Consider the following 24,420-nt stretch of genomic DNA (forward strand, 5'->3'; position numbering starts at 1 on the left):
AGGGTGCGGCCGAAGCGGCCGGTGGCGCCGACGGTGCCCGCACAGGGCGAGGGCGGGGCCGGGACGGTCCGTCCGGACCGGGTCAGGAGTGCGCGGCCGCGCACTCCGGGTGGCCCCAGCTGCCGCCGACCTTGGTGATCTTGTCGCCCTTGGCGTACGGGCGGGTGCACGGGCAGGTGCCGGGGAACCGCGCCGAGAGGGTCGGCGCACCGCCCGAGGACTTCCGCTTCGGCGCGGCGGCACCGGACCCGGACGCCGACGGACGGCCGCCACGGGACGCCGAGGCCGGGACCGGGTCGGGGACCGGCAGGTCGGCCGAGGTGCCGCCCGCGGCCTGCTGGGTACGGGCCGCGTCGCTGGCGGCCTTGTCGGCGATCGCGTTCAGCGGGTCACCGTTCACCTGGTGGGCGGGCACGTAGACGAAGGTGACCTCGCGGCCGTCGAGCAGGGCGTCGATGCGCTGGATCAGCTCCCGGTTGGCCACCGGCTTCCCGGCCGCGGTCTTCCAGCCGTTGCGCTTCCACGCGGCGAGCCACTTGGTGGCCGCGTCCCGGGTGTAGGTGCTGTCGAGGCGGACCTCCAGCGGCACGGCGGCGTCCGTCGCGGTCAGCACCTGCTCCAGCGCCGTCAGTTCACCCACGTTGTTGGTGCTGTGCCCGAGCGGGCCGGCCTGCCAGCGCTGCGGGACCCCGGCGCTGTCCGCGACCACGTAGGCCCAGGCGGCTGGGCCCGGGTTGCCTTTGGCTGCTCCGTCACAGGCTGCGATGACTCGTTCGACCATGCATCGATCATGCCAGGCCGGAAGGGTCTCCCGGGACCACCGCCGGCGGATAGGGTCGGGCCTTCCGCCGGACCGCCGCACCCCGCCCCGGGGCACCGAGGAGCAGCCGATGACCACGCCCGACACCCGCCGACCGCAGTCCCGGTACGCCGGGCGCCGCGCCGCCTACGGGAGCGTCGCCACCCGGCTGTCCCTGCTCGGCGACCGGCGGCTCGGCGAGCTGGTGGCCGCCGCCGAACCGCTCGGCTCGGGCGTCGGCGGCCGCTGGGCACGGCTGGAGGTCGCCGGGGCGCCGGTCTTCGTCAAGCGGGTGCCGCTGACGGACCTGGAGCTGCGCCCGGAGAACGTCCGCTCGACGGCCAACCTCTTCGGGCTGCCGACGTTCTACCAGTACGGCCTGGGCTCCTCGGGCTTCGGCGCCTGGCGCGAGCTCGCCGTCCACACGATGACCACCCACTGGGTGCTCACCGAGGAGTACGAGGGCTTCCCGCTGATGTACCACTGGCGGGTGCTGCCCGACGTCCCCCCGACCGGCTTCGCCGACGTGCACGGCGGGATCGACGGGGCGGTGCGGCACTGGGAGGGTTCGGCGGCGGTGCGCGGGCGGCTGGAGGCGATCGGCCGGGCCTCCTCGAGCCTGGTGCTCTTCCTGGAGCACGTACCCCAGACCCTCGCCGCCTTCCTGGACGGACGGCGGGACGCGGCGCCGCTGCCGTGGGTGGAGGAGTCCCTGGCGCGCGGCACGGCCTTCCTGCGCTCGCGCGGGCTGGTCCACTTCGACGCCCACTTCCACAACGTCCTCACCGACGGGCAACTGCTCTACTTCGCGGACTTCGGGCTCGCCCTCAGCGCGGACTTCGAACTCTCCCCGGCCGAGGCCGGGTTCCTCGCCGGCCACCTCGCCTACGACCGCGGCCACACCTCCCGGCACCTGCTCCGCCACCACCTGCTCGCCGTCCCGGACGCCGCGGCCGGGTACGAGGAGTTCCTGCACCGCTGGCTGGCCGGCGTGCGGCCGCAGGACGTGCGGCCCGAACTCGCCGCCCTGCTCGACCGGCACGCCCCGGCCGCAGCCGTCATGAACGGGTTCCGCCGCCGGATGCTCACCGGGACGAAGCTGACGCCCTTCCCGGCCGCCGAGCTCGAACGCGCCCTGACCCCTGCGTAGTTGCCGGGCCGGGGCCCCGCGACCGCCACCGCCGTGGTGCAGCGCCCGGTCACCGCGGCCGCGCTCGGGGGGGCCACCACCGTCGACCCGCCCGCGTCGGTCCCCGAGCGTCCGGGCTGCAGCTCAGGGCCCGGGTCCGGGCCCGACTCGCGGTCCGGCTCAGGGCAGCGTGAGGATGCGGGGGCCGTCCTCGGTGATGGCGATGGTGTGCTCGATGTGGGCGGCCCGGCTGCCGTCGGCGGTGCGCAGGGTCCAGCCGTCGGGGTCGGTGCGGTACTCGTCGCGCCCTCCGGCCATCAGCATCGGTTCGACCGCGAGGGTGAGACCGTGGCGCAGCGGGAAGCCGCGGCCGGGCCGGCCGCGGTTGGGCACGTGCGGGTCCTCGTGCATCCGCCGCCCGATGCCGTGGCCGCCGAAGTCGGCCGGCATCCCGCAGCCGGCCTCGCGGGCGACCGCGCCGATGGCGTGGGAGATGTCGCCGATCCGGCGGCCGACGGTGGCGGCGGCGATGCCGGCGTCCAGCGCCCGCCGGGTGGCGGCGATCAGGGCCAGGTCGGCGGGGCGGGGGGTGCCGACGGTGAAGCTGATCGCGGCGTCGCCGGTCCAGCCGTCGAGTTCGGCTCCGCAGTCGACGCTGACCAGGTCGCCGTCGCGCAGCCGGTAGTCGCCGGGGATGCCGTGCACGAGGGCGTCGTTCACCGAGGCGCAGATCACGGCCGGGAACGGGCTCGGCGCGAAGGCGGGCCGGTAGCCGAGGAACGGGGAGCGCGCCCCGGCCCCGGCGAGGACGTCGCGGGCCGCCGCGTCGAGTTCGCGCAGGCCGACCCCGACGGCCGCCGCGGCGCGGGCGGCGGCCAGTGCCCGGGCCACGACGCGTCCGGCTTCCCGCATCGCCTCCAATGCCGTGTCGGTCTTGATCTCCACCATCTGCCGTGACTCCTCGCGAGGCGATGTGACCCAATACTTATACCGGTATTAGTATCACGGTCATGGTGAGAGTTCCGTTGAGTCCGCAGGAACGGCAGCGCGGGGAGCGCTTCGGGAGCCTGCTGCGCCGGGCCCGTGGCGAGCGCAGCATGGCCGACGTGGCGGCAGCCGCCGGGGTGTCCGCGGAGACGCTCCGCAAGATCGAGACCGGCCGGGCGCCGACCCCGGCGTTCTTCACCGTGGCCGCCCTCGCCCACGCGCTGCAGCTGTCCCTGGACGAACTGGCGGCGGCCTGCGCGGAGGCCGCCGACGGCGCCGAGGGGTGCGAGGAGGCGCTCTCGGCGTGACCGCCCGGCCGCTCGCCGCCGGACCGGTGCCGGTCAGGGCCGGACGATCAGGTCCTCGATCCGCTGGGCGGGCCGCAGCAGTTCGAACCGTACGGTGCCGTCGTCGGCGACGGTGGCGCCGTGGACCGCGGGCTCGGGCAGGCTGTTGTAGTGGTACGGGGTGGAGAAGCAGTAGGCCCCGGTGTCGAGCAGCGCCACCAGGTCGCCGGGTGCGAGCAGGGGCAGCGGGCGGGCCCTGGCGATCAGGTCCCCGGCGAAGCAGCACGGCCCGGCGATGTCCTGGACGACCGGCGGACCGGTCCTGGCCGTGCCGGTGGGGTCGTGCGCGCTGATCCGCAGCGGCCAGGTGTCCGGCAGGAACACCGTCCGCGCGGCGACCTGCGCCCCGGCGTGGGTGATCGCGATGGGCCGGCCGCCGGCGGTCTTGGTGTACTCGACGTACGCGGCGGTGAAGCCGTTCTTGGCGAGCAGGGCCCGCCCGAACTCGGTGATCAGCCGGTACCCGCCGTCGAACAGGGCCGGGACGCGGGCCCGCAGACAGGCCACGTACTCGTCGAACCCGGGTGACGTCCGGTCGTCGTCGAAGTTGACCGGCAGTCCCCCGCCGAGGTCGAGGCCGGCCACCCGGTGCGGGCCGAGTTGGCGGTTGACCCGGTCGGCGAAGGCGGCGGCCCTGCCGATGCCGTCGGCGATGAGCTCCAGCGGGCAGCCCTGGGAGCCGACGTGCGCGTGCACCCAGGTGAGCCAGGGCCACTGCCGGAAGGCGTGCAGCAGCCGTTCGGCGTTCCCCTCGTCGTCCAGGGCGATGCCGAACTTGGCGGTGGCGGTCGCGGTGCTCGTCGCCGCGATGGACCCGGTGCCGACCTGCGGGTTGACCCGGACGCCGATCCGGGAGCGGGTGGGCAGGGTGGTGAGGATCGCGGCGATCCGGTCCAGTTCCTGGAAGCCGTCCGCGTTGACGGCGACGCCCAGCGCCAGCGCCCGGCGGAGCTCGGGGCGGGTCTTGGCCGGGGAGTCGAGGACGATCCGTTCGGGCGCGAACCCGGCCGCGAGCGCCTGGGCGAGTTCGCCGGGGCCGGCCACCTCGCAGCCCATGCCGAGGCGGCGCAGCCGTGCCAGCACGGGGACCAGGCAGTTCGCCTTGGCGGCGAAGGTGTGGGTGACGGCGGCCGGGTCCGGGAAGGCGCGGTGCAGGGCGGCGACGCTCGCCGCGACGCCGTCCAGGTCGACGAAGGCCGCCAGTACCGCGTCCTCGGGGTGCAGCAGTCCCCGGCGGACGGCCGCGCGCAGGACCAGTTCACGCCGTTCGGCCGCCTGGAAGCCGGTCATGGGTGCCACTCCGCTGGTCGTCGGACGGCGCCGGGAGCCCGTCCCGGGCCGTACCACCAGCCTGCCAGCGACCGGACCGCCCCGCCGCCGACACCGCGGCCCGCCCGGTACGGAACGCCCGGAACGCCGGCGACCCGGCACCCACGCGGGGTGCCGGGTCGCCGGTCGGGCGCGGGGGTCCGGGTGATCAGACCGCCGGGGCCGGGTAGGTCGGGTACTCGACGCCGGAGACGTACTGCACGACCCGGATGACCTGGCACGAGTAGCCGAACTCGTTGTCGTACCACAGGTAGAGGATCGCGTTGTCGCCGTCGACCTTGGTCGCGCCGGCGTCGACGATCGAGGCGTGCCGCGAGCCGATGAAGTCGCTGGAGACCGCGTCGGGGGCGGTGATGAAGTCGATCTGGCGCTTGAGCGGCGAGGTCAGCGAGACGTTGCGGAGGTGGTCGAGGACCTCCTCGCGGGTGGTCTCGCGGGCCAGCTGCAGGTTGAGGATGGCGATCGAGACGTCCGGCACCGGGACGCGGATCGAGCTGCCGGTGATGGTCGCCTTCAGGTCGGGCAGCGCCTTGGCGACGGCGGAGGCCGCGCCGGTCTCGGTGATGACCATGTTCAGCGCCGCCGACCGGCCGCGCCGGTCGGAGCTGTGGTAGTTGTCCAGCAGGTTCTGGTCGTTGGTGTACGAGTGGACGGTCTCCACGTGGCCGCGCAGGACGCCGTACTCGTCCGCCATCGCCTTCAGCGGCGGGACGATCGCGTTGGTGGTGCAGGACGCGCAGGAGAGGATCTGCTCGTCCGGCTTGATGGTGTCGTGGTTGACGCCGTGCACGATGTTGGGCACGTCGCCCTTGCCCGGGGCGGTCAGCACGACCTTGGCGATACCGGGGCGCAGGTGCTTGGACAGGCCCTCGCGGTCGCGCCAGCGGCCGGTGTTGTCGATGAGGATGGCGTCGTCGATGCCGTACGCCGTGTAGTCGACCGTGGTCGGGTCGTCCGAGTAGATCACGGTGATCTCGTGGCCGTTGGCGACGATCTTGTTGTTCGCCTCGTCGACGGTGATCGTGCCGTGGAACTGGCCGTGGATGGAGTCACGCCGCAGCAGCGAGGCGCGCTTCACCAGGTCCTCACCACCGCTGTTGCGCACCACGATGGCGCGCAGCCGCAGGCCGTTGCCGGAGCCGGCCTTCTCGATCAGCAGGCGGGCCAGCAGGCGGCCGATCCGGCCGAAGCCGTACAGCACGACGTCGCGCGAGTCGCGGCGCTCCAGCTTGTTGGCGGCGGTGGCACCGGCGACGGCGCCGGCGGTGAACTCCTCGACGCTCAGGCCGTGGTCGCCGGCCTTGTAGGTCGCGGCCAGCATGCCGATGTCGATCTGGGAAGGGCCGAGGTCCAGCGCGGTGAGCGCCTGGAGGAAGGGCATGGTCTCGGTGACCGAGAGCTCCTCGCCGGCGATCTGGCGGGCGAAGCGGTGGGTCTTGAGAATGCTGACGACCGACTTGTTGACCAAAGAACGGCTGTGCAGCAGGACGGTGACGTCCCTCTCCCGGTGCAGCCTGCCGATGATCGGAATCATCGACTCCGCGATCTCCTCGCGGTTCTTCCAGTCCGTGAACACGTCCTCATTGACAGTCACAAGTTCATCTTTCGAGTTAGGCGACGTTTACATATTAGCTTTCGGCCATCGCGCCCACTCGCCCGGACCCTCCTGAGCAGCGAGGTCTCCGCCACACCCGGGACCGGGCCGGTCCCGGGCCCGCGCCGCCCGGCCGGTTCGGGCCCGTCCGTACGGGCCCGAACCGCCGCGTCCCGCCGGACCGCCGCGTCCCGCTACGGGACCGGCTGCGGCTGGGTCACGCAGTGCACGCCTCCGCCGCCCGCGCCGAGGCTGTCGATGTTGAGCTGCTCGATCGCCCGGCCCGGGAAGAGCCCCGCCAGCGTCGCCCTGGCGGCGGTGTCGGCCCTGGTGTCGCCGAACTGGGCGCAGATGACCGCGCCGTTGCACAGGTAGTAGTTGGCGTAGGAGCCGACGAAGTTCGGGTCGGAGGAGCGGATCAGGTTGTAGTCGGGGCCCTGGATCCGGGAGACGGTGAGCGGGTGGCCCTGGGCGTCCGTCGAGGTGGACAGCGTCTGGTACTGCTGGCGCTCGTCGTTGGACCAGACGTCGGTGTCGGCCGGCAGCGGCGCCTGGACCACGGCGGTGGCGTCGGCGAGGAAGCGGGAGGTCGCGTCGACGTGGTCGCCGGTGATGTCCTGGCCGCTCACCCCGGGGAACCAGATGACCTTGGTCGCGCCGTAGGCGGTGCGCATCGCGGCCTCGATCTGGGCGAGCGTCTTGCTGCCGTTGCGGCGGGAGTCGAGCAGGCTGCTCCTGGTCGCCATCAGCAGGCCGTCGCCGTCGGTCTCGATGGCGCCGCCCTCCCCCACGAACCCGGCCGCGGTGAAGGGCACCCCGGCGTAGGCCGCCACCTTGGCCGCGACCAGCGCGTCCTTGGCGTGGGTCTGCCGGTTGCCCCAGCCGTTGAAGTTCAGGCCGACGGCGTCCAGTCCGCCGGCGCCGTTGGTCCGGAACACCGGGCCGGAGTCGCGCATCCAGCAGTCGTCCACCGGGATGGTCCCGATGACGGTGACGGCGGAACCGCACGCGGACCGCGCCTTGCTGACGCTGGCGGAGTTGGCGCACATGATGACCGGCTCGTACTTCGCGACGGCCCTGGCGATCAGCGCGATGTCGGCCTGGACGCCGGCGAGTTGGCGGCCCCAGATGGCCGAGCTGTCGGGCCAGGCCATCCAGGTCCTGGTGTGCGGGACGGTGTCGATCGGGACCGCGTAGCCGGCGGCCACCGCGGGCCCGGCGGGCGCGCCGGCCGGCTGCGGCCGGCGTTCGGCGGCGTGCGCGGGGGCGCCGCCGAGTGCGGCGGCGCCCGCGGCGCCCGCGAGGGTGAGCCCGGCGGCCGTGAGGAAGTTCCTGCGGCCGATGCCGTGCGTGGGCGTTCCGAGGGATGAGACGTGCTGGTCGTGCTCGTTCATGTCCGGCCTCCCGTCACCGGCCGGGTGGACCTGCCCACCCGGTCGAGGAGGAACGTATTCCTGACCGAGCGCTCGGTCAATATATCCGGCACCAACTCCCCTGGGTCCGCCCCACGGACGGTCAGGAACCGCCCGCAGCAAGCGAGTTCGGCCGGACCTGGGAGCCGGAGGGCGGGAGCGGACCAGGGGCGCGGGCCGGACCGGTGGGGGGAGCCGCGGGGCTCCGGCCCGGCCCGCGCCGTGCGGGCTACGGGACCGGCTGCGGCTGGGTGACGCAGTGGATCCCGCCGCCGCCGGCGCCGACGGAGTCGATGTTGAGCTGCTCGATCACCCGGCCCGGGAACAGGCTCTGCAGGGTGGCCTTGGCGGCGGCGTCCGCCTTGGCGTCGCCGAACTGGGCGGAGATGACCGCGCCGTTGCAGACGTAGTAGTTGGCGTAGGAGCCGACGAAGTTGGCGTTGGTCGAGCGGATCACGTTGTAGTCCGGGCCACCGATCTTGGTGACGGCGAACGCGTGGCCCGCGGCGTCGGTGGCCGCGGCCAGCACCTTGTACTGGTTGATCTCGTCGTTGTACCAGCCGTCCTTCACGTCCTTGGCGTTGGGCTGCTGGACCAGCCCCTTGCCGACCTCCAGGAAGCGGCTGGTGGCGTCCACGTGGTCACGGGTGATGTCGCCGGAGTCGATGTACCCGTCGAACCAGATCACCTTCGAGGCGCCGTAGGCCGCGCACATCGCGGCCTCGGCCTGGACCTGGGTCATGCTGCCGTTGCGGGCGGGGTCGAGGATGCTGCTGCGGGTGGCCATCAGGGTGCCGGCGCCGTCGGCCTCGATCGCGCCGCCCTCGGCGCAGAAGCCGGCCGCCGGGGTGAAGGTGACGCCGGCGTACTCGGCGACCAGCCTGGCGACCTGGGCGTCCTTGGCGTGGGTCTGCTTGTTGCCCCAGCCGTTGAAGTTCAGGCCGATGGCGTCCAGCCCGCCGGCGCCGTTGGTGCGGAACACCGGGCCGGAGTCGCGCATCCAGCAGTCGTCCACCGGGATGGAGCTGATCACCGTCACGTTGGCGGCGTTGCAGGCCTTCTTGGCGGCCGCGGCGCTGGCGGGGTTGGCGCACATGATGACCGGCTCGTACTTGGCGATGGTGTTGGCGATCAGCGCGATGTTGGCCTGGATCCCGGCGAGCGAGGTGCCGCCGCGGCCGCCGCCGCTGCCCCAGATCGCCGTCGAGTCGGGCCAGGCCATCCAGGTGCGGGTGTGCCGGACGGTGTCGATCGGGACCCGGAAGGTGCCGGTGCCGCCCGTGGGGGTGGGGGTCGGCGTGGGGGTCGGGGTGCCGCAGCCGGGGGTGTCGGCGCGGGCGACCTGGGAGGTGCCGCTGTTCGCCGCCCAGACCACGCCGACGGCGGTCAGTCCCGCCGCCGCCAGGACCCGGCGCCGGCCCAGCACCGGCATCCCGCCTCTGCCGGCCGGGGTCGAGGTCTCCGCTGCTACCTGCTCGTTCATCTGCTCAGCCTCCGCGTGGGGGAACCGGCGGAACCGACCGCCGATGGGTGGGAAAGCTATAACTGACCAAGCGCTCGGTCAATACTTTGCGCGAGGCCGTTGCCGGCCCGTTCCGGCGCCGCGCCCGCCGCCCGGCGCCGCGGCATCGTCCCTGCTCAGCCGTGGGCGGGTGGACCCCGCCGCCCCGGCGGGGGCGCCGGAGCGGCCGCCGCCGAAGGCTCGTCCGTACCCGACCGCCGGGCCGGTCCGCACCTGCCGGCGCGATCGGCGCGGACCCGGCGGCCCGGCCCGCGCGGCCGGTTTCTCCGTACGGGATCCACCGGGTCCGGCCGACTCGTTACAGTTCGCGGGTGGCTACAGGTACCAGTGACCCCCGATCCCTGCCCGTCCCGGCGGAGCGGCCGGCCGGCCGCACGCGCGCGTCCGCGAAGGGCGAGCAGACCCGGGCCCGCCTGATCGCGGCGGCCCGGACCCTGCTGGCGGGCGACGGCAGCGTCCCGTTCACCACCCGCAACGTGGCGGCCGCGGGCGGGGTCACCCACGGCATGTGCCATTACCACTTCCAGGACCGGACCGACCTAATCCTGGCCGTCATCGAGTCCATCCGGCCGGAGTGGATCACCCCCCTGGAGCGGGCGGTCGACGCCCCGGGCGGCTTCGCCGAACGGGCCGAGCGGGTGATCGGCCTGCTGACCCAGCCGGAGGGCGCCGACCTGTCGCGCCTGCACTCGGCGCTGCACTGGTTCGCGCTCAACGACGAGCGGGTGCGGGCCGGGCTGGCCGAGGAGTACCGCCGGTGGCGGGCCTGCTTCGTCGCCCTGTTCCAGGTGCTCGCGGACGAGCGCGGCGGCGGGATCGACCCGCGCCCGCTCGGCGAGGCGGCCGCCGCGGCCGTGGACGGGCTCGCCGCCATCGAGTCGCTGGACCCCGAGGTCGACGGCGCCGCGGCGGTGCGCGCGCTGGTGCACGGACTGGCCGCCACCGCCGGCGCGTGAGCCCGCACCCTGCGGGAGGTCAGGCCGCGGCGGCCACCGGCTGCTGCTGGGTCGAGCAGTGGATCCCGCCGCCGCCCGCGGCGATGGCGTCGATCGGGACCTGGACCACCTCCCGGTCCGGGTGCAGGTCGGCGAGGACCCCGGCGGCCCGGTCGTCGGCGGCCCGGTCGCCGAACTTCGGCATGATCACCCCGCCGTTGACCACGTAGTAGTTGAGGTAGGTCGCCAGGAAGTCGTCGCCGCGACCGGTGATCATCGTGAAGTCGGGCTCGGTCAGCTCGACGATCCGCAGCTTGCGGCCCTTCGCGTCGGTCGCGCCCTGCAGCACCTGGAGCGCCTGGTCGGACGCGGTGGACCAGATGTCCGGCGGGGTGTCCGGGCCGGGGCGGTGCAGGACCACCACGCCCGGCTCGGCGAACCGGGCCAGCGCGTCGATGTGGCAGTCGGTGATGTCCTTGCCCGCGACGCCCTGGAACCAGATCACCCGGCGGACGCCGAGCAGCGCCTCGAGGTCCGCCTCGATCTGCTCGCGGCTGCGGCCGGGGTTGCGGTTGGGGTTGACCAGCGAGCTCTCGGTGGCCATCAGGGTGCCCTCGCCGTCGACCTCCAGCGCCCCGCCCTCGGCGGTCAGCGGCGCCTGGATGCGCCGGATCCCGTACCGGTCGAGCAGTGTGCGGGCGACCTGGCCGTCGGCGTCGTGGGTCTGCTTGCCGCCCCAGCCGTTGAAGTTGAAGTCCACCCCGGCCAGGCCGGACGCGCCGGTGACGAAGGTCGGGCCGGTGTCGCGCGCCCACAGGTCGTCCACCTGGAGGTCGATCACCTCCACGCCCGAACCGGCCAGCTGCCGGGCCCCGGCGCTCTGGTCGGGGCGCGCCATCAGCACCACCGGCTCGAACCGGGCGACCGCCTGGGCGACCCGGGCGATGTCCTGCCGGACGGCGCCCAGCTGGTCGCCCCACACCTCCTCGAGGGCCGGCCAGGCCATGAAGGTCCGGGTGTGCGGCTGCCACTCCGCCGGCATGGCGAAGGCGGTGGCCGGGGCGGGCGAGGGGGTGTCGGTGGGCCCCGCCGGGCCCACCGACGGTCCTTCGGACGGCGCGGACGTGGTGGACGATCCGCAGCCGTCGAGCAGGGCCGCGGCCGCGAGGGCCGCGCCCGAGCGCAGCAGCGTCCTGCGGGTGAGGTCGAGCCGACTCATGCGGGCCCCCTGACGGTGCGCACACCTGGATGATTCGGGTGATTCCCGATGGTATGCGGCAGGTGGCCCGGGCGCCGGGCGGCCCGCACCCCGGTACGGGCCGCCCGGGGCGGGTCACAGCGCCCGGCGCGCGGCGGCGATGCTCCGCGGGTCCCAGCCGGGCCTGGGGACGGAGTCCAGCAGCAGCCGGGTGTACGCGTGGCGGGGCCGGGCCAGCACCTCGGCGGTCGGGCCGGACTCCACGATCTTCCCCTGGCGCATCACCACCACCTCGTCGGTGACGCAGCGCACCACGCCGAGGTCGTGGGTGATGAACAGGTAGCCGATCCCGGTCTCGGTCCGGATGTCGGAGAGCAGGTTGAGGATCTGCGCCTGCACCGACACGTCGAGCGCGGCGACCGCCTCGTCGAGGACGAGCACGGCCGGCTCCACCGCCAGCGCGCGGGCGATGGCGACCCGCTGGCGCTGCCCGCCGGACAGCTGCCGGGGCAGGGCGGCGGCCTCCCGGCTGCCGAGGCCGACCTGGTCGAGCAGTTCGGTGATCCGCCGCGCGTGGTCGGTGCCCGGGAAGTGCAGCCGCAGGGTCTCCCGCAGGACGGTGCCGACCGGCATCCGGGGGTCCAGCGAGAGGTAGGGGTCCTGGAAGACCATCTGCACCTCGCGGGCCCGGGCCAGGCGCTGGGCCCGGCCCCGGCCCCGCTCGGTGCGGTCCCGCCGGTGGACCAGGACCCGGCCGGAGTCGGCGCTCTCCAGGCCGACGATGATCCGCGCGGTGGTGGTCTTGCCCGAGCCGGACTCGCCGACGATGCCCAGCGACCTGCCCTCGGCGAGGGTGAAGGTCACGTCGTCCACCGCCCGGACGCTCCCGTACGAGCGGTGCAGGCCCAGCACCTCGAGGACGGTCTTCCTCATCGACGGCTCTCCCTCCGGCCGGGTCGCGGGGGTGCTCCCGGTGGCTGTGCTACGCATCGGCGCGGCTCCCCTCGGCGGTCCGGTCGCTGTGGTGGCAGGCCACCCGGCGGGCGGGCTCGCCCGGCACCGGCAGCAGGGCGGGGGCCTGCTGGCTGCACAGGTAGGTCGCCAGCGGGCAGCGGGCGGCGAACGGGCAGCCGGTCAGTTCCTCCCGCAGCCCCGGCGGGCGGCCCTCGATGGCGGCGAGCCGGCCCTGCGGGGCCTCCAGCCGCGGGGTCGAGTTCAGCAGGGCCGCCGTGTAGGGGTGGCGCGGGCGCTCGAAGAGGGCTCCGGCCGGGCCGGTCTCGGCGATCCGTCCGGCGTACATCACGTACACCCGGTCGCTGATCGCGGCGGCGAGGCCGAGGTCGTGGGTGACGAACAGCAGTCCGGTGCCGAACCGTTCCCGCAGGTCGCCGAGGAGGGCCACCACCTCCGCCTGGGTGGTGACGTCGAGGGCGGTGGTGGGTTCGTCGGCGAGGATCAGCGCCGGGTCGCCCATCAGGGCGGCCGCGATCATGACGCGCTGGAGCATGCCGCCGGACAGCTGGCCCGGGTGGCGCCGCAGCACGGAGCCGGTCAGGCCGACCGCCTCCAGCATCTCCACGGCCCGGTCGGTCGCCGCCTGCGCGCCGGTGCCGGTGTTCAGGCGCACGCTCTCGGTGAGGAAGTCCCCGATCCGGCGGAGCGGGTTGATGGCCGCCCGCGGGTCCTGGAAGATCATCGCCGCGGTGTTGGTGCGCAGCCGGCGCAGCTGCTCGGGGGTCATGGTGAGGACGTCCTCGCCGTTGACCCGGACGCTGCCCTCGGTGGCGGCGCCCTTCGGCAGCAGGCCGAGGACGCTGCGCGAGGTGAGGCTCTTGCCGGAGCCGGACTCGCCGACCAGGGCGACGGTCTCGCGGGCGTCGACGGTGAGGTCGACGCCGGCCAGCACGGGCCGGGCGGTGTCGGGCAGGCGCAGCCGGTACGCCTGGATGTCGAGGGTGGTCATCGGTCCCTCCTGGCGACCTGGTCGGCCCAGCGTTCGCCGACGACGTTGAAGGCGACGACGGTCAGCACGATGGCGGCGCAGGGCAGGACCGCGGAGAGCGGGTAGCCGAGCTGGATGGCGGACTGGCCGTCGAAGACCATCCGGCCCCAGTCGGGTGTCAGCGCGGGGACGCCGAGGCCGAGGAAGGAGAGGCCGGCCAGGTCGATCAGGGCGTAGCCGAAGTTGACGGTGGACTGGGCGAGCACGACGGGGGCGATGCCCGGGATCACGTGGCGCAGGCAGATCTGCAGGCCGGAGTGGCCCTGGACCTGGTACGCCTCGACGTAGGGGCGGCGGCGTTCGGCGAGCACCAGGGAGCGGGTGAGGCGGCTGACGTACGGCAGGTAGGCGATGGCGAGTGCGATGACGGGGGCGAGCAGGCCCTCGCCGTACACGGAGACGATCAGGATCGCCAGCAGCATGCCGGGGAAGGCGAAGACCAGCTCGGTGCTGCGGGAGAGCACGGAGTCCAGCCAGCCGCCGCGCCAGGCGGCCGCGACGCCGACGGCGACGCCGGCCAGGGTGGAGAAGGCGACCACGCCGAGCGGTCCGAGCAGGGAGGTGCGGGCGCCGATGAGCAGCCGGGAGAGGGTGTCGCGGCCGGAGGCGTCGACGCCGAGCAGGTGGTCGGCGGACGGCCCGGCGAGGGCGTTGCCGAGGTCCACGCTGTTGGGGTCGTACGGTGCGAGCCAGGGGGCGAGGAGGGCGGCCAGCACGACCAGGGCGACGAAGCCGAGGCAGAGCCGTTGCAGGGGTGCGCGGGTGGTGCGGATCCGGGCCAGGCCGGGTCTGCGCAGGACGGTGGTGCTCATGCGGGGGACCTCCTGGCCCCGAGGGTGACCGTGGGGTCGACCAGCGGGTGCAGCAGGTCGACGACCAGGTTCACCGTCATGAACAGCCCCACCATGATCAGGGAGATGGCCTGCACGGTCGGGAAGTCCTTGGTGGTGGTGGACAGTTCGAGGAGCTGGCCGATGCCGCCGACGCTGAACGCGGACTCCACCAGGACGGTGCAGACCAGCAGGGTGGAGACGATCAGGCCGCCGGTGGTGAGCACCGTGCCGAGCGCGTTGCGGAACACGTGCCGGCGGATCACCTGGTGCGGGGAGACGCCGCGGCTGCGGGCCACCGTGACGTGTTCCTGGCCGAGCACCTCCAGCATCGCGGCGCGGGTGACCCGGGCGAGCATGCCGATCAGGTACAGGGCCAGGGCGACGGCGGGCAGGGTCAGGTGCCACAGCAGGTCGCCGAGGCCCTCGCCGGTGCCGCCGGTGGGGAACCAGCCGAGCCTGACCGCGAACAGGCCCTGGAGCAGGACCGCCGCGACGAAGGACGGCGTGCCGAGCGCGAAGGTGGTGGTGACCAGGATGGTCGAGTCGGTGGCGCCGCCGCGGACGGCGCCGATCCAGCCGAGCAGCAGGCCGAGCGCGACCACCAGGACCAGGGCCATGGTGACCAGCAGCAGGGTGGCGGGCAGCCGGTCGGCGAGCAGCCGGGAGACGTCGGTGCGGTAGGTGATCGAGCGGCCGAAGTCGCCGTGCAGGATCTGGCCGGTCCAGCGCAGGTACTGGAGCAGGAACGGCTCGTCCAGGTGGTACTGGGCGTTGATCGCCTTCAGTGCCTCCGGGGAGGCGGAGCGGCCGGAGAGCAGGAAGCTGGCCGGGCTGCCCGGTGCCAGGTACATCGCACCGAAGATCACGAACGAGGCGCCGAACAGGGTGGCGGCCATCTCGGCCAGCCGGCGTGCGGCGAATCTCAGGAAGCTCACCGGGCCGCACCCACGTCCGCGGCCCACGGGTAGTACATGTAGGAGATCGTGGTGGGCGCGCCGGTGATCCGCTTGTTCAGGAAGACGGCGGTCGGCCACTCGGCGACCGGGATCCAGAGCAGCTGCCGGGAGGCGGTCTGCTGGAGCTTGGCCTCGACGGCGTACCGCTGGGCCGGGTCGGAGGCGTTGGTGGCCTGCTTGACCAGGTCGTCGTAGGCGGGGTCGCTGTAGGAGGCGAAGTTCTGGTAGGCGCCGGTCTTGAAGTTGGCCAGCAGGTCCAGCGGGTCGGTGATGGAGTCGTAGTAGGTCTCGGGGAACATGTCGATGCCCTGGCGGGCCTCGGCCGAGGTGAACAGCGAGGTGAAGGCGTTGGGCGCGATGGTCTTCAGCTGGACGTCGAGTCCGATGCTCGTCCCGGCGGCCTGGACGGCGGTGGCCAGCAGGGAGACGTCCTGGCCGATCGGGCTGGTGGCGACGGTGATGGTCTTGCCGGTGGCCCCGGCCTCCTTGATCAGGGCCTTGGCCCGGTCGAGGTCGGGGGTGGTGGGGGTGAGCCCTTCGAAGGCGCTCCGGCGGACGTCCTCGGGTGCGCCCGCCCAGGCGGCGCGGGTGGTGAGGGAGCCGGTGACGCTGCCGGCGCCGCCGAGGCCGGCCTTGACGAAGCCGGCGCGGTCGAGTGCCAGGGACAGCGCCTGGCGGACCCGGACGTCGCCGAGCACGCCCTGCATGTTGGTGACGTTGACGTTGACGGTGCTGAGGCCCTCGCCGAAGGAGAGGGTGCCGACGCCGCTGGTGCGCAGCCGGTCGTAGCTCTCGGTGGGGATCAGGTAGCCGCCGTCCGCCTCTCCGCTGATCATGGCGTTGACCCGGGCCGAGGGGTCGGTGAGGAAGCGGAACTCCGCCTTGGCGGACTTGGCCTTGGTGCCCCAGTAGCCGTCGAAGCGGCGCAGTTCGATGGACTGGCCCTTGTTCCAGGCGCCGAGCTCGAACGGGCCGGTGCAGTCCAGGCTGCCGCTGGTGCCGTAGTCCTTGCCCGCCGCCTCGACCCCGGCCTGCGAGGCCACCGCGCCGGCGGCGGTGGCCATGTACTGGTTGAACTGCGAGTCGGGCTGGGTGAGCTTGACGGTGACCTGCAGCGGGCCGGTCCTGGTGATGGTGCTGACGTTCTGGAACTGCTGGGCCCAGGCCGCGGCGTTGTCGGGGTTCATCTGCCGGCCGAGGCTGTAGACCACGTCGTCGGCGGTCATCACGCTGCCGTCGTGGAAGTGGACGCCGGGACGCAGGTCGTAGACCCAGGTGGTCGGGTCCGGGTTGGTGGCCTTCTCGGCCAGCCCCGGGGCGAGGGTCAGCTGCGGGGTCCACCGCATCAGGCTCTCGCAGACGTTGGAGAGGATGGTGTTCTGCGGGTAGTCGAACGCCGAGATGTAGTCGAGCGTGGGGGGCTCGGCGTACAGCGCCCAGGTGAAGGAGTCGATCGGGCCCTTGGCCGCCGGGGTGTCGGCGGACAGGGTGAACCCGGTGCCGTCGGCGCCGCCGCCGCTCTTCGGCGGTCCGGCGCAGGCCGCGACCAGGGTGAAGGCGGCGAGGGCGGCGGCGGGCAGGGCCAGCCGGCGGACGGTCGGCCGGTGGGCGGCCGGACGGCGGTGCGGGGCTCTGCGGGCTCTTGCCCCGTCCTGGGGGTCCGTCATCGGTGTTCTCTCTTCCGTGCTCACGGGGGTGGCGAGGAGGTGGTCAGCGTCCTGCGGGTCGGTGGGGGCGCAGGGGCGCGGGGGTGGTCCCGGACCGGGTGGCGGTGCGGAAGGTCACACCGCGGGTCGGGCGGCCGGCACCTGCTGGGTGATGCAGTGGACACCGCCGCCGCCGTAGGCGATCACCCGGGAACGGACACCGACGACCTTGCGGCCGGGCAGGGCGGCCGCGAGCACGGCCAGGGCTCCCTCGTCCTCGGGCACGTCGGCGACCGGGACGACGACGCCACCGTTGGCGATGTAGAAGTTGAGGTAGCCTACCTCGGTCTCCTTGCCGTTGACCTGCACGAACGCACTCTGCGGCAGCTCCAGGACCTCCAGCTTGCGGCCCTGGGCGTCGACGGCGGCCGCCAGCACCTCGCGGTTGGCCCGCATCCGCTCGAAGTCGGGGTGGGCGGGGTCGGAGGGCAGCTGGACGACGACCTTGCCGGGGGCGACGAAGGCGCAGACGCCGTCGACGTGGCCGTCGGTCTCGGTGTCCAGCAGGCCGCCGTACGGCAGCCAGATGACCGTGGTGACGCCGAGCTTGGCGATCAGCTCGGCCTCGATCTCGGCCTTGCTCATCCCGGGGTTGCGGTTGGGGTTGAGCAGGCACTGCTCGGTGGTGATCAGCGTGCCCTCGCCGTCGACGGTGATCGCGCCGCCCTCCAGGATCATCCGGGAGTCGATCCGTTCGACGCCGAGCCGCTCGAGCAGGGCGGCGGCGATCCTGTCGTCGGTGTCGAAGGGGTGGTGCTTCTGGCCCCAGGCGTTGAACCGGAAGTCGACGCCGGCGCGCTCGCCGTCCGGGCCGAGGACGAAGATCGGGCCGGAGTCGCGGAACCAGGAGTCGTCCAGCGGAAGCTCCACCACCTCGACGCCCTCGCCGCACAGGGCGCGGGCCTCCTCGCCCTGGCCGGGACGGGCGACCATGGTCACCGGCTCGAACTCCGAGATCGCCCGGGCGACCTGCGCGTACTCGCGCTTGATTTCCTCGAAGGTCTCGCCCCACAGCTCGACCCTGGTGGGCCAGGCCATCAGGCAGCCCTCGTGCTCGGTCCACTCGGCGGGCATGCGGAAGGTCATGGTGTTCTCCTGTGCGGGTGTGCGCGGGTTGCGCGTACGGGGGTGTGCGGGGCGGGCCGGCCGAAGGCGGCGCGGGGTTGGGTGGAGTCGGGCGCGGGTCAGCCGGCGGGCGGCACGGCGGGCTGCGACTGGGTGGCGCAGTGGATGCCACCGCCGCCGCCCGCGACCGCGTCGATGTCGAGCTGGACGATGTCGCGTCCGGGGTAGGCGGCCCGGAGCACCGCGGAGGCGGCGGCGTCGGCCTCGGGGTGGCCGAACTGCGGTACCAGGACGGCGCCGTTGGCGACGTAGAAGTTGGTGTAGCTGGCCAGGAACTCCTTGCCGCCGCCGCGGATCCGGCCCGGGTCGGGACAGGACAGCTCGGTGACGGTGAGGGAGCGGCCGCGGGCGTCGGTGGCGCCGCGCAGGACGTCCCTGGCCTGCTCGTAGACCGCCACCCACGCGGCGTCGGCGCCGGGGGCGGGCCGGTCGAGGATGACCTGGCCGGGAGCGGTGAAGCGGGCCAGGTAGTCGACGTGCGCGTCGGTGATGTCCTGGCCGGCCAGGCCCGGGATCCAGATCACCTTGTCGATCCCGAGCGAGGACCTGAGGGCCGCCTCGACCTGGTCCCGGGTGGCGCCCGGGTTGCGGTTGGCGTTGACCAGGGAGCTCTCGGTGGCCAGCAGGGTGCCCTGGCCGTCGGTCTCCAGTGCGCCGCCCTCGCCGGTGAACGGGGCGCGGATCCGGTCGATGCCGTACCGGTCCAGCAGCACCGCGGCGGCCTCGGCGTCGTTGGCGAACGGCTGGGCGTACCGGGTGCCGGTCTTGCCCCAGCCGTTGAAGTTGGTGTCCACGCCGGCGATGGCACCGGGGCCGACCACGAAGGTCGGACCGAAGTCGCGGATCCACAGGTCGTCGTTGGCGATCTCCAGCACGTCGATCGGGTGGTACGCGCCCGGGCCGCAGGCGTCGCGGGCGTCCGCGGCCTGGGCGGGGCGGGCCAGCAGCACGACCGGTTCGTAGCGCGAGATCGCGTGGGCGATGTTCGCGATGTCGCGCCGGACGGCGCCGAGCCGGTCGCGCCAGACGGAGGAGAGCGCCGGCCAGGCCATGAAGGTGCGGTCGTGCCGGTCGTGCTCGGCCGGCATCCGCAGGGCGGTGGCGGCCGGGCCGGCCGACTCGGCCCGCGCGGTCGCGGGCAGGCCCGCACCGAGCGCGATCAGGGGCGCAGCGGCGGCGCCGAGCCGGAGAACGGTTCGGCGGGACGGGGCTGGCGTGTTCATGGGACTCCCTGGAGGGTGCTGGGAGGTGTGGTGTGCCACGCATCCTGCCCCCAACTGAAAATTCAGTCAATACTCTCGCCCACCTGAACCGCCCCGCCCGGCACCAGGAGGGCCACACACCGCCGGGGGCACCATCGGACCGACCCGAACACCCGTCACTGAGCTGGGACATCACTGCGTACCCACCGCCGAAGCAGCCCTGAGAATTCGATCAGGAAATCTGCTCCACAGCGCCCTGCCAGCCGGTAGAGTGATCGCTCGTGTCGGACCGTCGAACAGAGATACTCAGAGCGGCCACCCGCGTCATCACGCGGCGTGGGGTGCGCGGGCTACGCGTGGGGGAACTGGCAGCCGAGGCGGGGGTGTCGACCTCGCTGATCTACTACCACTTCACCGACCGGGCCGGGATCCTGCGCCAGACGCTGGAGTTCATCAGCGACCGCGCGGACCGGTACACCGCGGAACGCGACCCCGCCGCACCGTCCGACAGCCCGCGGGCCGAACTCGAACAGGTCCTGCTGCTGGAGCTCCAGGACACCGCCGAGGTACGGGAGAACAGCACCGCCTGGGGTGAACTGAGGGCCAGCGCGGTCTTCGAACCGGACCTGCGCGAGGAGCTCGCCAAGGCCACCCACACCTGGGTCCACGAGATCGCCGAGCTGCTCGGCCGCGCCCACCCCGCCGGGACGGCACCGGCCCACGCAGCCTCGGCCGAACGCCTCACCTCCCTGCTCGAAGGCCTCAGCGTCCGCTGGCTCAGCGGCTCCCTCCCGCTCGACCACGCCCGCCGCCTGCTGCGCGACGCCATCGACGCCGAGCTGCGCCCGCTCTGACCCCACCCGCAGGGCCGACCCCGCCGGGGCCGGCCCTGCGGCCGTCCGGTCACGTCCGAGCTATTGACTGAATTTTCAGTCAATGCGACAGTGGTCGCCATACCCCCATGAACCCACCCTCCGACACCGCGCACCCCGTCGCACTCCGCCCGGCCCGGCCCACCGCATCACAGCAGGCCGAACCGCACCGTCACCCCGGGTCCATGGGCACCCCGCACGATCGCCCCGACGCGCGACGCCTCACCGCCGGACGCCTCGACGCGACGCCGGGGCCGGCCCTCCCCGCAGGGCGAAGTCCAGGAGACTGGGAGCACCTTCCGATGCTTGCACACCTGCTCGACCCGCCGGTCGAGGCTCCGCCCGGATTCCGGTTCGACATCCGCCCGGCGGCCACGCCCGCCGGGGTGGGCGCCGTGCGGCGGCTGCTGCGCGACGCCCTGGCCGCCGCCGGGGCCGACCCCGACACACCGTGCCTGCTGCTGTCGGAGCTGCTGACCAACGCCGTGCTGCACGGCGCGGCGGCCTCGGTGGTGATGGAGCTGCGCGACGGCCGGGTGCTGATCGTGGTCGCCGACCACTCCCCCGCCCCGGTCGAGCGGCTGCCCGAGAGCACCGTACGGACCGGCGGCCGTGGTCTGGCCCTGGTCGAGGCGCTGGCCGACGCCTGGGGGGTCGCGCCCTTCGGCGCCTGCGGCAAGGCCGTCTGGGCCTCCGTCACCGCCGCTTGACGCCCCCCGCCCCCACCCCCGCCCCCACCCGCACGACCTGAAAGGTCCGGTGACCCACCCATGCTCCGCAACGGATTCGAACCCTGGCACCTCCTCATCGTGGTGGCCGTGGTCGTCCTGCTGTTCGGTTCGAAGAAGCTGCCCGAGATGGCCCGCGGCCTCGGCCGGTCCCTGCGCATCCTGAAGGCCGAGACGGCCGCGCTGCGCGAGGACGGCCCCGAGCCGGAGCCCGGCGCCGCACCCGCGGCGTCCCCGGACCGGGTCACGCCGACGGTCGCACCTCCCCCGCCGTCCCGGGCCGACTGACCGCGACGCCGCCCGCGCGGCGGCCCGACAGCAGGAGGGGGCAGGCACCTCGGTGCCTGCCCCCTCCCTCGTGTCCCTCGTGCGCCCGTGGAGCGGCCCTTCCGCCGGGCCGGCTCCACGGGCGCGTCCCGCCCTCAGCCGGCCGCGGGGGTCCCGGGCTGGTCGTGGGTCGAGCAGTGGATGCCGCCGCCGCCCGACGCGATGTTGTCGATCTTGAGGGGGACGATGTCCCGCCCCGGGAAGTGCTCCCGCAGGATCCCCCGGGCCCGGTCGTCGGCCGCCGCGTCACCGAAGCGCGGCATGAACAGCGACTTGTTGGCGACGTAGAAGTTGATGTACGAGGAGACGAAGGCGTCCCCGCGCCCGGTGATCCGGTCCGGGTCCGGCTGGGGCAGCTCGATCACCTGCAGGGGCTTGCCGGCCGCGTCCGTGGCGTCCTTCAGCACCTCCTTGGCCTGCGCCGCGGACCGCGACCAGACGTCGTCGGGCGCCCCGGGGAACGGCTGGTCCAGCAGCACCACGCCGGGCGCCGCGAACCGCACCAGGCAGTCGACGTGGGCGTCCGTGATGTCCTGGTCCCTGACCCCGGCGAACCAGATCACCTTGGTCACGCCCAGCGCCGCCTTGAGCTCGGCCTCGATCTCGTCCCGCGACCGGCCGGGGTTGCGGCGCTCGTTGACCACCGAGCTCTCGGTGACCAGCAGCGTCCCCTGGCCGTCGGTCTCGAACGACCCGCCCTCGGCGACCAGCGGCGTGGTCACCCGCCCGAGGCCGTACCGGGCGAGCAGCGCACCGGCCAGCGCGGTGTCGTTGCCGTGCTCCTTCTGCTTGTTCCCCCAGCCGCTGAAGTTGAGGTCGACGCCCTTCAGGGTCCCCGAGTCCTCGACGAACACCGGTACGGTGTCCCGCGCCCACAGGTCGTCCACCGGCAGCGGGACGACCTCCACGCCGTCCCCGCAGGCCCGCTGCGCCGCGTCGGCCTGCGCGGGCCGCGCGAACATCACCACCGGCTCGTAGCCGGCGACGGCGCGGGCCAGACCGGCGATGTCCTGCCGGACGTCGGGAAGTTGGCTGTCCCAGATGCCGGCCGACGCCGGCCAGGACATGAAGGTCCGCGCGTGGCTCTCCCACTCCGCGCCGAACCGGCGGCCGGGCGTCGCCCCCTGACCCGCCGTCGGCGCCTCGGGCGCCGCGTCGTCCTCACCCGACGGCGAGCACGCGACACCCCCCAGGGTCAGCAGGCCGACGCCGGCGGCGGCGCGCAGCACGGTTCGGCGGGACGGGGAGAAAGCGGTCACGACACACTCCGGTGGGAAGGGGACAGCGGGCTCGTCAGGGGCGCCGGGCCGAAGGCCGTCGGCCCGAAGGCGGTCGGCCCGAAGGCGGTCGGCCCGAAGGCGGTCGGCCCGAAGGCGGTCGGCCCGAAGGCGGTCGGCCCGACGGCCCCGGGGCGCGGGCCGGGGGCGCGGCCCCGGGGCGTTCGGGTACGAGGAACGGTGCTACGGCAGCGGCTCGTGCATGGTCGAGCAGTGGATGCCGCCGCCGCCGGCCATCAGCCGGTCGACGTCGAGCTGGACGACCTCGCGGTCGGGGAACGCCGCGGCCAGCGCGCGGCGGGCCGCGGCGTCCTTGGCCTGGTCGCCGAACTGCGCGGTGATGACACCGCCGTTGACGAGGTGGAAGTTGAGGTACGAGTCGACGAACTTCGGGTCCTTGGACCGTACGGTGTCGGGGCCGTCGATCCGGATGACCTGGAGGCGGCGGCCCCGGGCGTCGGTGGCGCGCGAGAGGATGTCGAACTGCTGACGGGCGTCACGGGCCCAGACGTCGTTGCGGTCGGCCGGGGGCAGCTGCACCATGACCACGCCGGGCCGGACGAACCGGGAGGTGACGTCGATGTGGTCGTCGGTGATGTCCTCGCCCTTGATACCCGGCACCCAGATCATCCGGTCGGCGCCGTAGGCGTGCAGCACCGCGTCCTCGATCTCGTCGCGGCTCATGCCGCGGTTGCGGTTCTTGTTGACGAGGCTGCTCTCGGTGGCCATCACGGTGCCGTCGCCGTCCGTCTCGACGGCTCCGCCCTCGCCGACGAAGTCCGCCCTGGTGAAGCGGAGCCGGTTGCGGTCGGCGATGGTGCGGGCGACGTCGGCGTCGTAGGCGTGGGTCTGCTTGTTGCCCCAGCCGTTGAAGTTGAGGCCGACGGCGTCCAGGCCGCCGTAGCCGTCGCGCCGGAAGACCGGGGCGATGTCCCGCATCCACAGGTCGTCGGTGGCGACCGCCTCCGTCACGGTGACCCCGGGCCCGCACCAGGCCCGGGCGTCCGCGGCCGTGTCGGCGTCCGGGGCGCACAGCACCACCGGCTCGAACTGGGCGATCGTCCGGGCGATCAGCGCGATGTCCTGCTGGACACCGGCGAGCTGGCGGCCCCAGACGGACTTGCGGGACGGCCAGGACATCCAGGTCCGGGCGTGCGGTACGTCGTCCGCCGGGACCCACCAGCGCGGAAGCGGCGCGGCGGAGGCCGGTGCGCCCGACGCGACCGGCCCCAGGGCGAGGCCTGCCGCGCCCGCGCCCGCCGCGCCCAGGACGGAGCGCCGGGAGGGGCGGGCGCCGAAGAGGCGGTCGACGAAGGAGCTTCCTGCGGTGCGGTGGTCGTTCATGTGGGTCTCCAGATCAAGTATCGCGTCCGGCGGGCGGGACCTGCGCGTCGCCGTGCCCACACTGTCGCATTGACTGAAAATTCAGTCAAGAATGTGATCATCAGGCTCCCCCGCAGGATCCGCGGTCGGCGCCGACACACCACTGCCCCCGCCGGTCGGCCGGCGGGGGCAGGGAGAGGGCGGGCGGGAGCGCCGCGGCGGGCGCCGGTTCAGCCGGCGAGCCGCGCCAGTTCGCCGTCGATCGCGCCCGCCATCAGCTCGCGCGCGTGGGCGAGCGGGAGACTGCCGCTGAGCCAGCGCACGCTCAGCCCCTCCAGCAGCGCGGTCAGGCGCTCGGCGGAACCGGCGAGGGCGGCGGCGCCGCTCATCGGCCGCACCTGGCCCAGCAGTTCGGCGATCTCCTGGACCCAGACCAGGGTGGCCCTGGCCAGGTCCTCGCGCAGCTCGGGCTCGAACACCGCACTGGCCCGCAGCTCGCCCCAGGCCGTGCTGTTCTCCCGCACCTCGGGGGTGTCCTGGAACTCCAGCAGCAGGGTCTGCTCCAGCTCCCCCCTGGCGTCCAGCGGCGGACCGTCGGCCTGGCGCTCGGTGGTGTACCGCTCGGCGCGGTCGCTGATGAACTCCATGGTCGCCCGCAGGATGCCGGTGCGGTCCTTGAAGTGGTAGTAGATCAGCGCCGTGGAGACACCCGCCTCGGCGGCCAGCTCCTCCACGCGCAGCCCGCGGACTCCGCGCCGGGCGATGACCCGCGCGGCCGCTTCCATGATCGAGGTTCTCCGGTCAGCCACGAGGCACC

The 24,420-nt window shown here is 73.7% G+C and carries 23 protein-coding genes; 6 read left to right on the forward strand and 17 right to left on the reverse strand.

Annotated features, from left to right (window positions below; all coding sequences use genetic code 11):
* Positions 1 to 82: 82 nt before the first annotated feature.
* Positions 83 to 781 (reverse strand): ribonuclease H family protein, encoded by a 699-nt coding sequence (locus tag AC2TEW_RS21490; RefSeq protein ID WP_484624953.1) that lies wholly within the window; start codon positions 779 to 781, stop codon positions 83 to 85.
* A 109-nt stretch (positions 782 to 890) separates the two neighbouring features.
* Between AC2TEW_RS21490 and AC2TEW_RS21495 the strand changes: the two genes are divergently transcribed.
* Positions 891 to 1,949: a protein kinase family protein gene (locus AC2TEW_RS21495; RefSeq protein ID WP_484624954.1), complete on the forward strand. Its 1,059-nt coding sequence runs from the start codon at positions 891 to 893 to the stop codon at positions 1,947 to 1,949.
* Positions 1,950 to 2,108: 159 nt separating this feature from the next.
* Here AC2TEW_RS21495 and map read toward each other — a convergent pair whose 3' ends face one another.
* Positions 2,109 to 2,876 (reverse strand): type I methionyl aminopeptidase, encoded by a 768-nt coding sequence (gene map / locus AC2TEW_RS21500; RefSeq protein WP_484624955.1) that lies wholly within the window; start codon positions 2,874 to 2,876, stop codon positions 2,109 to 2,111.
* A gap of 62 nt (positions 2,877 to 2,938) precedes the next feature.
* Between map and AC2TEW_RS21505 the strand changes: the two genes are divergently transcribed.
* Positions 2,939 to 3,223 carry a helix-turn-helix domain-containing protein gene (locus AC2TEW_RS21505; protein ID WP_484624956.1) on the forward strand — a complete coding sequence of 95 codons (285 nt, stop codon included), beginning with the start codon at positions 2,939 to 2,941 and terminating at the stop codon, positions 3,221 to 3,223.
* 33 nt (positions 3,224 to 3,256) lie between these two features.
* On the opposite strand, the gene AC2TEW_RS21510 is transcribed toward AC2TEW_RS21505, so the two are convergent.
* The 4 genes from AC2TEW_RS21510 to AC2TEW_RS21525 form a co-directional block, all read right to left on the reverse strand.
* Positions 3,257 to 4,552, reverse strand: coding sequence for a type III PLP-dependent enzyme domain-containing protein (locus tag AC2TEW_RS21510; protein WP_484624957.1), 1,296 nt, complete (start codon positions 4,550 to 4,552; stop codon positions 3,257 to 3,259).
* A gap of 187 nt (positions 4,553 to 4,739) precedes the next feature.
* Positions 4,740 to 6,185 (reverse strand): glyceraldehyde-3-phosphate dehydrogenase, encoded by a 1,446-nt coding sequence (locus AC2TEW_RS21515; RefSeq protein ID WP_484624958.1) that lies wholly within the window; start codon positions 6,183 to 6,185, stop codon positions 4,740 to 4,742.
* A gap of 194 nt (positions 6,186 to 6,379) precedes the next feature.
* A complete protein-coding gene (locus AC2TEW_RS21520) occupies positions 6,380 to 7,579 on the reverse strand; it encodes an agmatine deiminase family protein (protein WP_484624959.1) in 1,200 nt (399 codons plus the stop codon).
* 247 nt (positions 7,580 to 7,826) lie between these two features.
* On the reverse strand, positions 7,827 to 9,080 hold the full coding sequence (locus tag AC2TEW_RS21525) for an agmatine deiminase family protein (RefSeq protein ID WP_484624960.1): 1,254 nt from the start codon (positions 9,078 to 9,080) through the stop codon (positions 7,827 to 7,829).
* A 350-nt stretch (positions 9,081 to 9,430) separates the two neighbouring features.
* On the opposite strand from AC2TEW_RS21525, the gene AC2TEW_RS21530 reads away from it, so the two are divergent.
* Positions 9,431 to 10,075, forward strand: coding sequence for a TetR/AcrR family transcriptional regulator (locus AC2TEW_RS21530; protein ID WP_484624961.1), 645 nt, complete (start codon positions 9,431 to 9,433; stop codon positions 10,073 to 10,075).
* A gap of 19 nt (positions 10,076 to 10,094) precedes the next feature.
* Here the strand turns inward: AC2TEW_RS21530 and AC2TEW_RS21535 are convergent, their stop codons facing one another.
* From AC2TEW_RS21535 to AC2TEW_RS21570, 8 genes are all read right to left on the reverse strand, one after another.
* Positions 10,095 to 11,273 carry an agmatine deiminase family protein gene (locus AC2TEW_RS21535; RefSeq protein WP_484624962.1) on the reverse strand — a complete coding sequence of 393 codons (1,179 nt, stop codon included), beginning with the start codon at positions 11,271 to 11,273 and terminating at the stop codon, positions 10,095 to 10,097.
* Between the two features lie 114 nt (positions 11,274 to 11,387).
* Positions 11,388 to 12,185: an ABC transporter ATP-binding protein gene (locus AC2TEW_RS21540; protein WP_484624963.1), complete on the reverse strand. Its 798-nt coding sequence runs from the start codon at positions 12,183 to 12,185 to the stop codon at positions 11,388 to 11,390.
* Positions 12,186 to 12,234: 49 nt separating this feature from the next.
* On the reverse strand, positions 12,235 to 13,215 hold the full coding sequence (locus AC2TEW_RS21545) for an ABC transporter ATP-binding protein (protein ID WP_484624964.1): 981 nt from the start codon (positions 13,213 to 13,215) through the stop codon (positions 12,235 to 12,237).
* Positions 13,212 to 14,066, reverse strand: coding sequence for an ABC transporter permease (locus tag AC2TEW_RS21550; RefSeq protein WP_484624965.1), 855 nt, complete (start codon positions 14,064 to 14,066; stop codon positions 13,212 to 13,214). Before AC2TEW_RS21550 ends, AC2TEW_RS21545 begins: the two co-directional genes overlap by 4 nt.
* Entirely contained in the window at positions 14,063 to 15,022 is a 960-nt protein-coding gene (locus tag AC2TEW_RS21555; protein ID WP_484624966.1) for an ABC transporter permease, read from the reverse strand. Before AC2TEW_RS21555 ends, AC2TEW_RS21550 begins: the two co-directional genes overlap by 4 nt.
* Positions 15,019 to 16,710 (reverse strand): ABC transporter substrate-binding protein, encoded by a 1,692-nt coding sequence (locus AC2TEW_RS21560; RefSeq protein WP_484624967.1) that lies wholly within the window; start codon positions 16,708 to 16,710, stop codon positions 15,019 to 15,021. The genes AC2TEW_RS21555 and AC2TEW_RS21560 overlap by 4 nt, the downstream gene beginning before the upstream one ends.
* 114 nt (positions 16,711 to 16,824) lie before the next feature.
* Entirely contained in the window at positions 16,825 to 17,835 is a 1,011-nt protein-coding gene (locus AC2TEW_RS21565; RefSeq protein WP_484624968.1) for an agmatine deiminase family protein, read from the reverse strand.
* Between the two features lie 98 nt (positions 17,836 to 17,933).
* Positions 17,934 to 19,097, reverse strand: coding sequence for an agmatine deiminase family protein (locus AC2TEW_RS21570; protein ID WP_484624969.1), 1,164 nt, complete (start codon positions 19,095 to 19,097; stop codon positions 17,934 to 17,936).
* Between the two features lie 260 nt (positions 19,098 to 19,357).
* Here AC2TEW_RS21570 and AC2TEW_RS21575 point away from each other — a divergent pair, with 260 nt between their 5' ends.
* From AC2TEW_RS21575 to tatA, 3 genes are all read left to right on the forward strand, one after another.
* Positions 19,358 to 19,930 (forward strand): TetR/AcrR family transcriptional regulator, encoded by a 573-nt coding sequence (locus AC2TEW_RS21575; protein ID WP_359892180.1) that lies wholly within the window; start codon positions 19,358 to 19,360, stop codon positions 19,928 to 19,930.
* Between the two features lie 320 nt (positions 19,931 to 20,250).
* The gene (locus tag AC2TEW_RS21580; protein WP_484624970.1) at positions 20,251 to 20,658 is read left to right on the forward strand and encodes an ATP-binding protein; all 408 of its coding nucleotides are present in this window, start codon (positions 20,251 to 20,253) and stop codon (positions 20,656 to 20,658) included.
* 60 nt (positions 20,659 to 20,718) lie between these two features.
* Positions 20,719 to 20,964, forward strand: a complete 246-nt coding sequence (gene tatA / locus AC2TEW_RS21585; RefSeq protein WP_484624971.1) for a Sec-independent protein translocase subunit TatA — start codon at positions 20,719 to 20,721, stop codon at positions 20,962 to 20,964.
* A gap of 134 nt (positions 20,965 to 21,098) precedes the next feature.
* Here tatA and AC2TEW_RS21590 read toward each other — a convergent pair whose 3' ends face one another.
* The 3 genes from AC2TEW_RS21590 to AC2TEW_RS21600 form a co-directional block, all read right to left on the reverse strand.
* Complete coding sequence (locus AC2TEW_RS21590; RefSeq protein WP_484624972.1) at positions 21,099 to 22,262, reverse strand: agmatine deiminase family protein; 1,164 nt, start codon at positions 22,260 to 22,262, stop codon at positions 21,099 to 21,101.
* Between the two features lie 201 nt (positions 22,263 to 22,463).
* A complete protein-coding gene (locus AC2TEW_RS21595) occupies positions 22,464 to 23,624 on the reverse strand; it encodes an agmatine deiminase family protein (RefSeq protein ID WP_484624973.1) in 1,161 nt (386 codons plus the stop codon).
* A gap of 209 nt (positions 23,625 to 23,833) precedes the next feature.
* Positions 23,834 to 24,388: a TetR/AcrR family transcriptional regulator gene (locus AC2TEW_RS21600; RefSeq protein ID WP_484625020.1), complete on the reverse strand. Its 555-nt coding sequence runs from the start codon at positions 24,386 to 24,388 to the stop codon at positions 23,834 to 23,836.
* Positions 24,389 to 24,420 lie beyond the last annotated feature (32 nt).

The sequence above is a fragment of the Kitasatospora sp. NEAU-CNBT7 genome (assembly GCF_057220535.1).

Excerpts from the sequence above, each read along its gene's own strand:
- tatA (WP_484624971.1), top strand. The coding sequence starts at position 20,719 with ATGCTCCGCAACGGATTCGAACCCTGGCACCTCCTCATCGTGGTGGCC.
- AC2TEW_RS21520 (WP_484624959.1), bottom strand. The coding sequence starts at position 7,579 with ATGAACGAGCACGACCAGCACGTCTCATCCCTCGGAACGCCCACGCAC.
- AC2TEW_RS21580 (WP_484624970.1), top strand. The coding sequence starts at position 20,251 with ATGCTTGCACACCTGCTCGACCCGCCGGTCGAGGCTCCGCCCGGATTC.
- AC2TEW_RS21505 (WP_484624956.1), top strand. The coding sequence starts at position 2,939 with ATGGTGAGAGTTCCGTTGAGTCCGCAGGAACGGCAGCGCGGGGAGCGC.
- AC2TEW_RS21600 (WP_484625020.1), bottom strand. The coding sequence starts at position 24,388 with ATGGAAGCGGCCGCGCGGGTCATCGCCCGGCGCGGAGTCCGCGGGCTG.
- AC2TEW_RS21495 (WP_484624954.1), top strand. The coding sequence starts at position 891 with ATGACCACGCCCGACACCCGCCGACCGCAGTCCCGGTACGCCGGGCGC.
- AC2TEW_RS21560 (WP_484624967.1), bottom strand. The coding sequence starts at position 16,710 with ATGACGGACCCCCAGGACGGGGCAAGAGCCCGCAGAGCCCCGCACCGC.
- AC2TEW_RS21490 (WP_484624953.1), bottom strand. The coding sequence starts at position 781 with ATGGTCGAACGAGTCATCGCAGCCTGTGACGGAGCAGCCAAAGGCAAC.
- AC2TEW_RS21525 (WP_484624960.1), bottom strand. The coding sequence starts at position 9,080 with ATGAACGAGCAGGTAGCAGCGGAGACCTCGACCCCGGCCGGCAGAGGC.
- AC2TEW_RS21510 (WP_484624957.1), bottom strand. The coding sequence starts at position 4,552 with ATGACCGGCTTCCAGGCGGCCGAACGGCGTGAACTGGTCCTGCGCGCG.
- AC2TEW_RS21595 (WP_484624973.1), bottom strand. The coding sequence starts at position 23,624 with ATGAACGACCACCGCACCGCAGGAAGCTCCTTCGTCGACCGCCTCTTC.
- map (WP_484624955.1), bottom strand. The coding sequence starts at position 2,876 with ATGGTGGAGATCAAGACCGACACGGCATTGGAGGCGATGCGGGAAGCC.
- AC2TEW_RS21550 (WP_484624965.1), bottom strand. The coding sequence starts at position 14,066 with ATGAGCACCACCGTCCTGCGCAGACCCGGCCTGGCCCGGATCCGCACC.
- AC2TEW_RS21545 (WP_484624964.1), bottom strand. The coding sequence starts at position 13,215 with ATGACCACCCTCGACATCCAGGCGTACCGGCTGCGCCTGCCCGACACC.
- AC2TEW_RS21535 (WP_484624962.1), bottom strand. The coding sequence starts at position 11,273 with ATGAGTCGGCTCGACCTCACCCGCAGGACGCTGCTGCGCTCGGGCGCG.
- AC2TEW_RS21565 (WP_484624968.1), bottom strand. The coding sequence starts at position 17,835 with ATGACCTTCCGCATGCCCGCCGAGTGGACCGAGCACGAGGGCTGCCTG.
- AC2TEW_RS21570 (WP_484624969.1), bottom strand. The coding sequence starts at position 19,097 with ATGAACACGCCAGCCCCGTCCCGCCGAACCGTTCTCCGGCTCGGCGCC.
- AC2TEW_RS21540 (WP_484624963.1), bottom strand. The coding sequence starts at position 12,185 with ATGAGGAAGACCGTCCTCGAGGTGCTGGGCCTGCACCGCTCGTACGGG.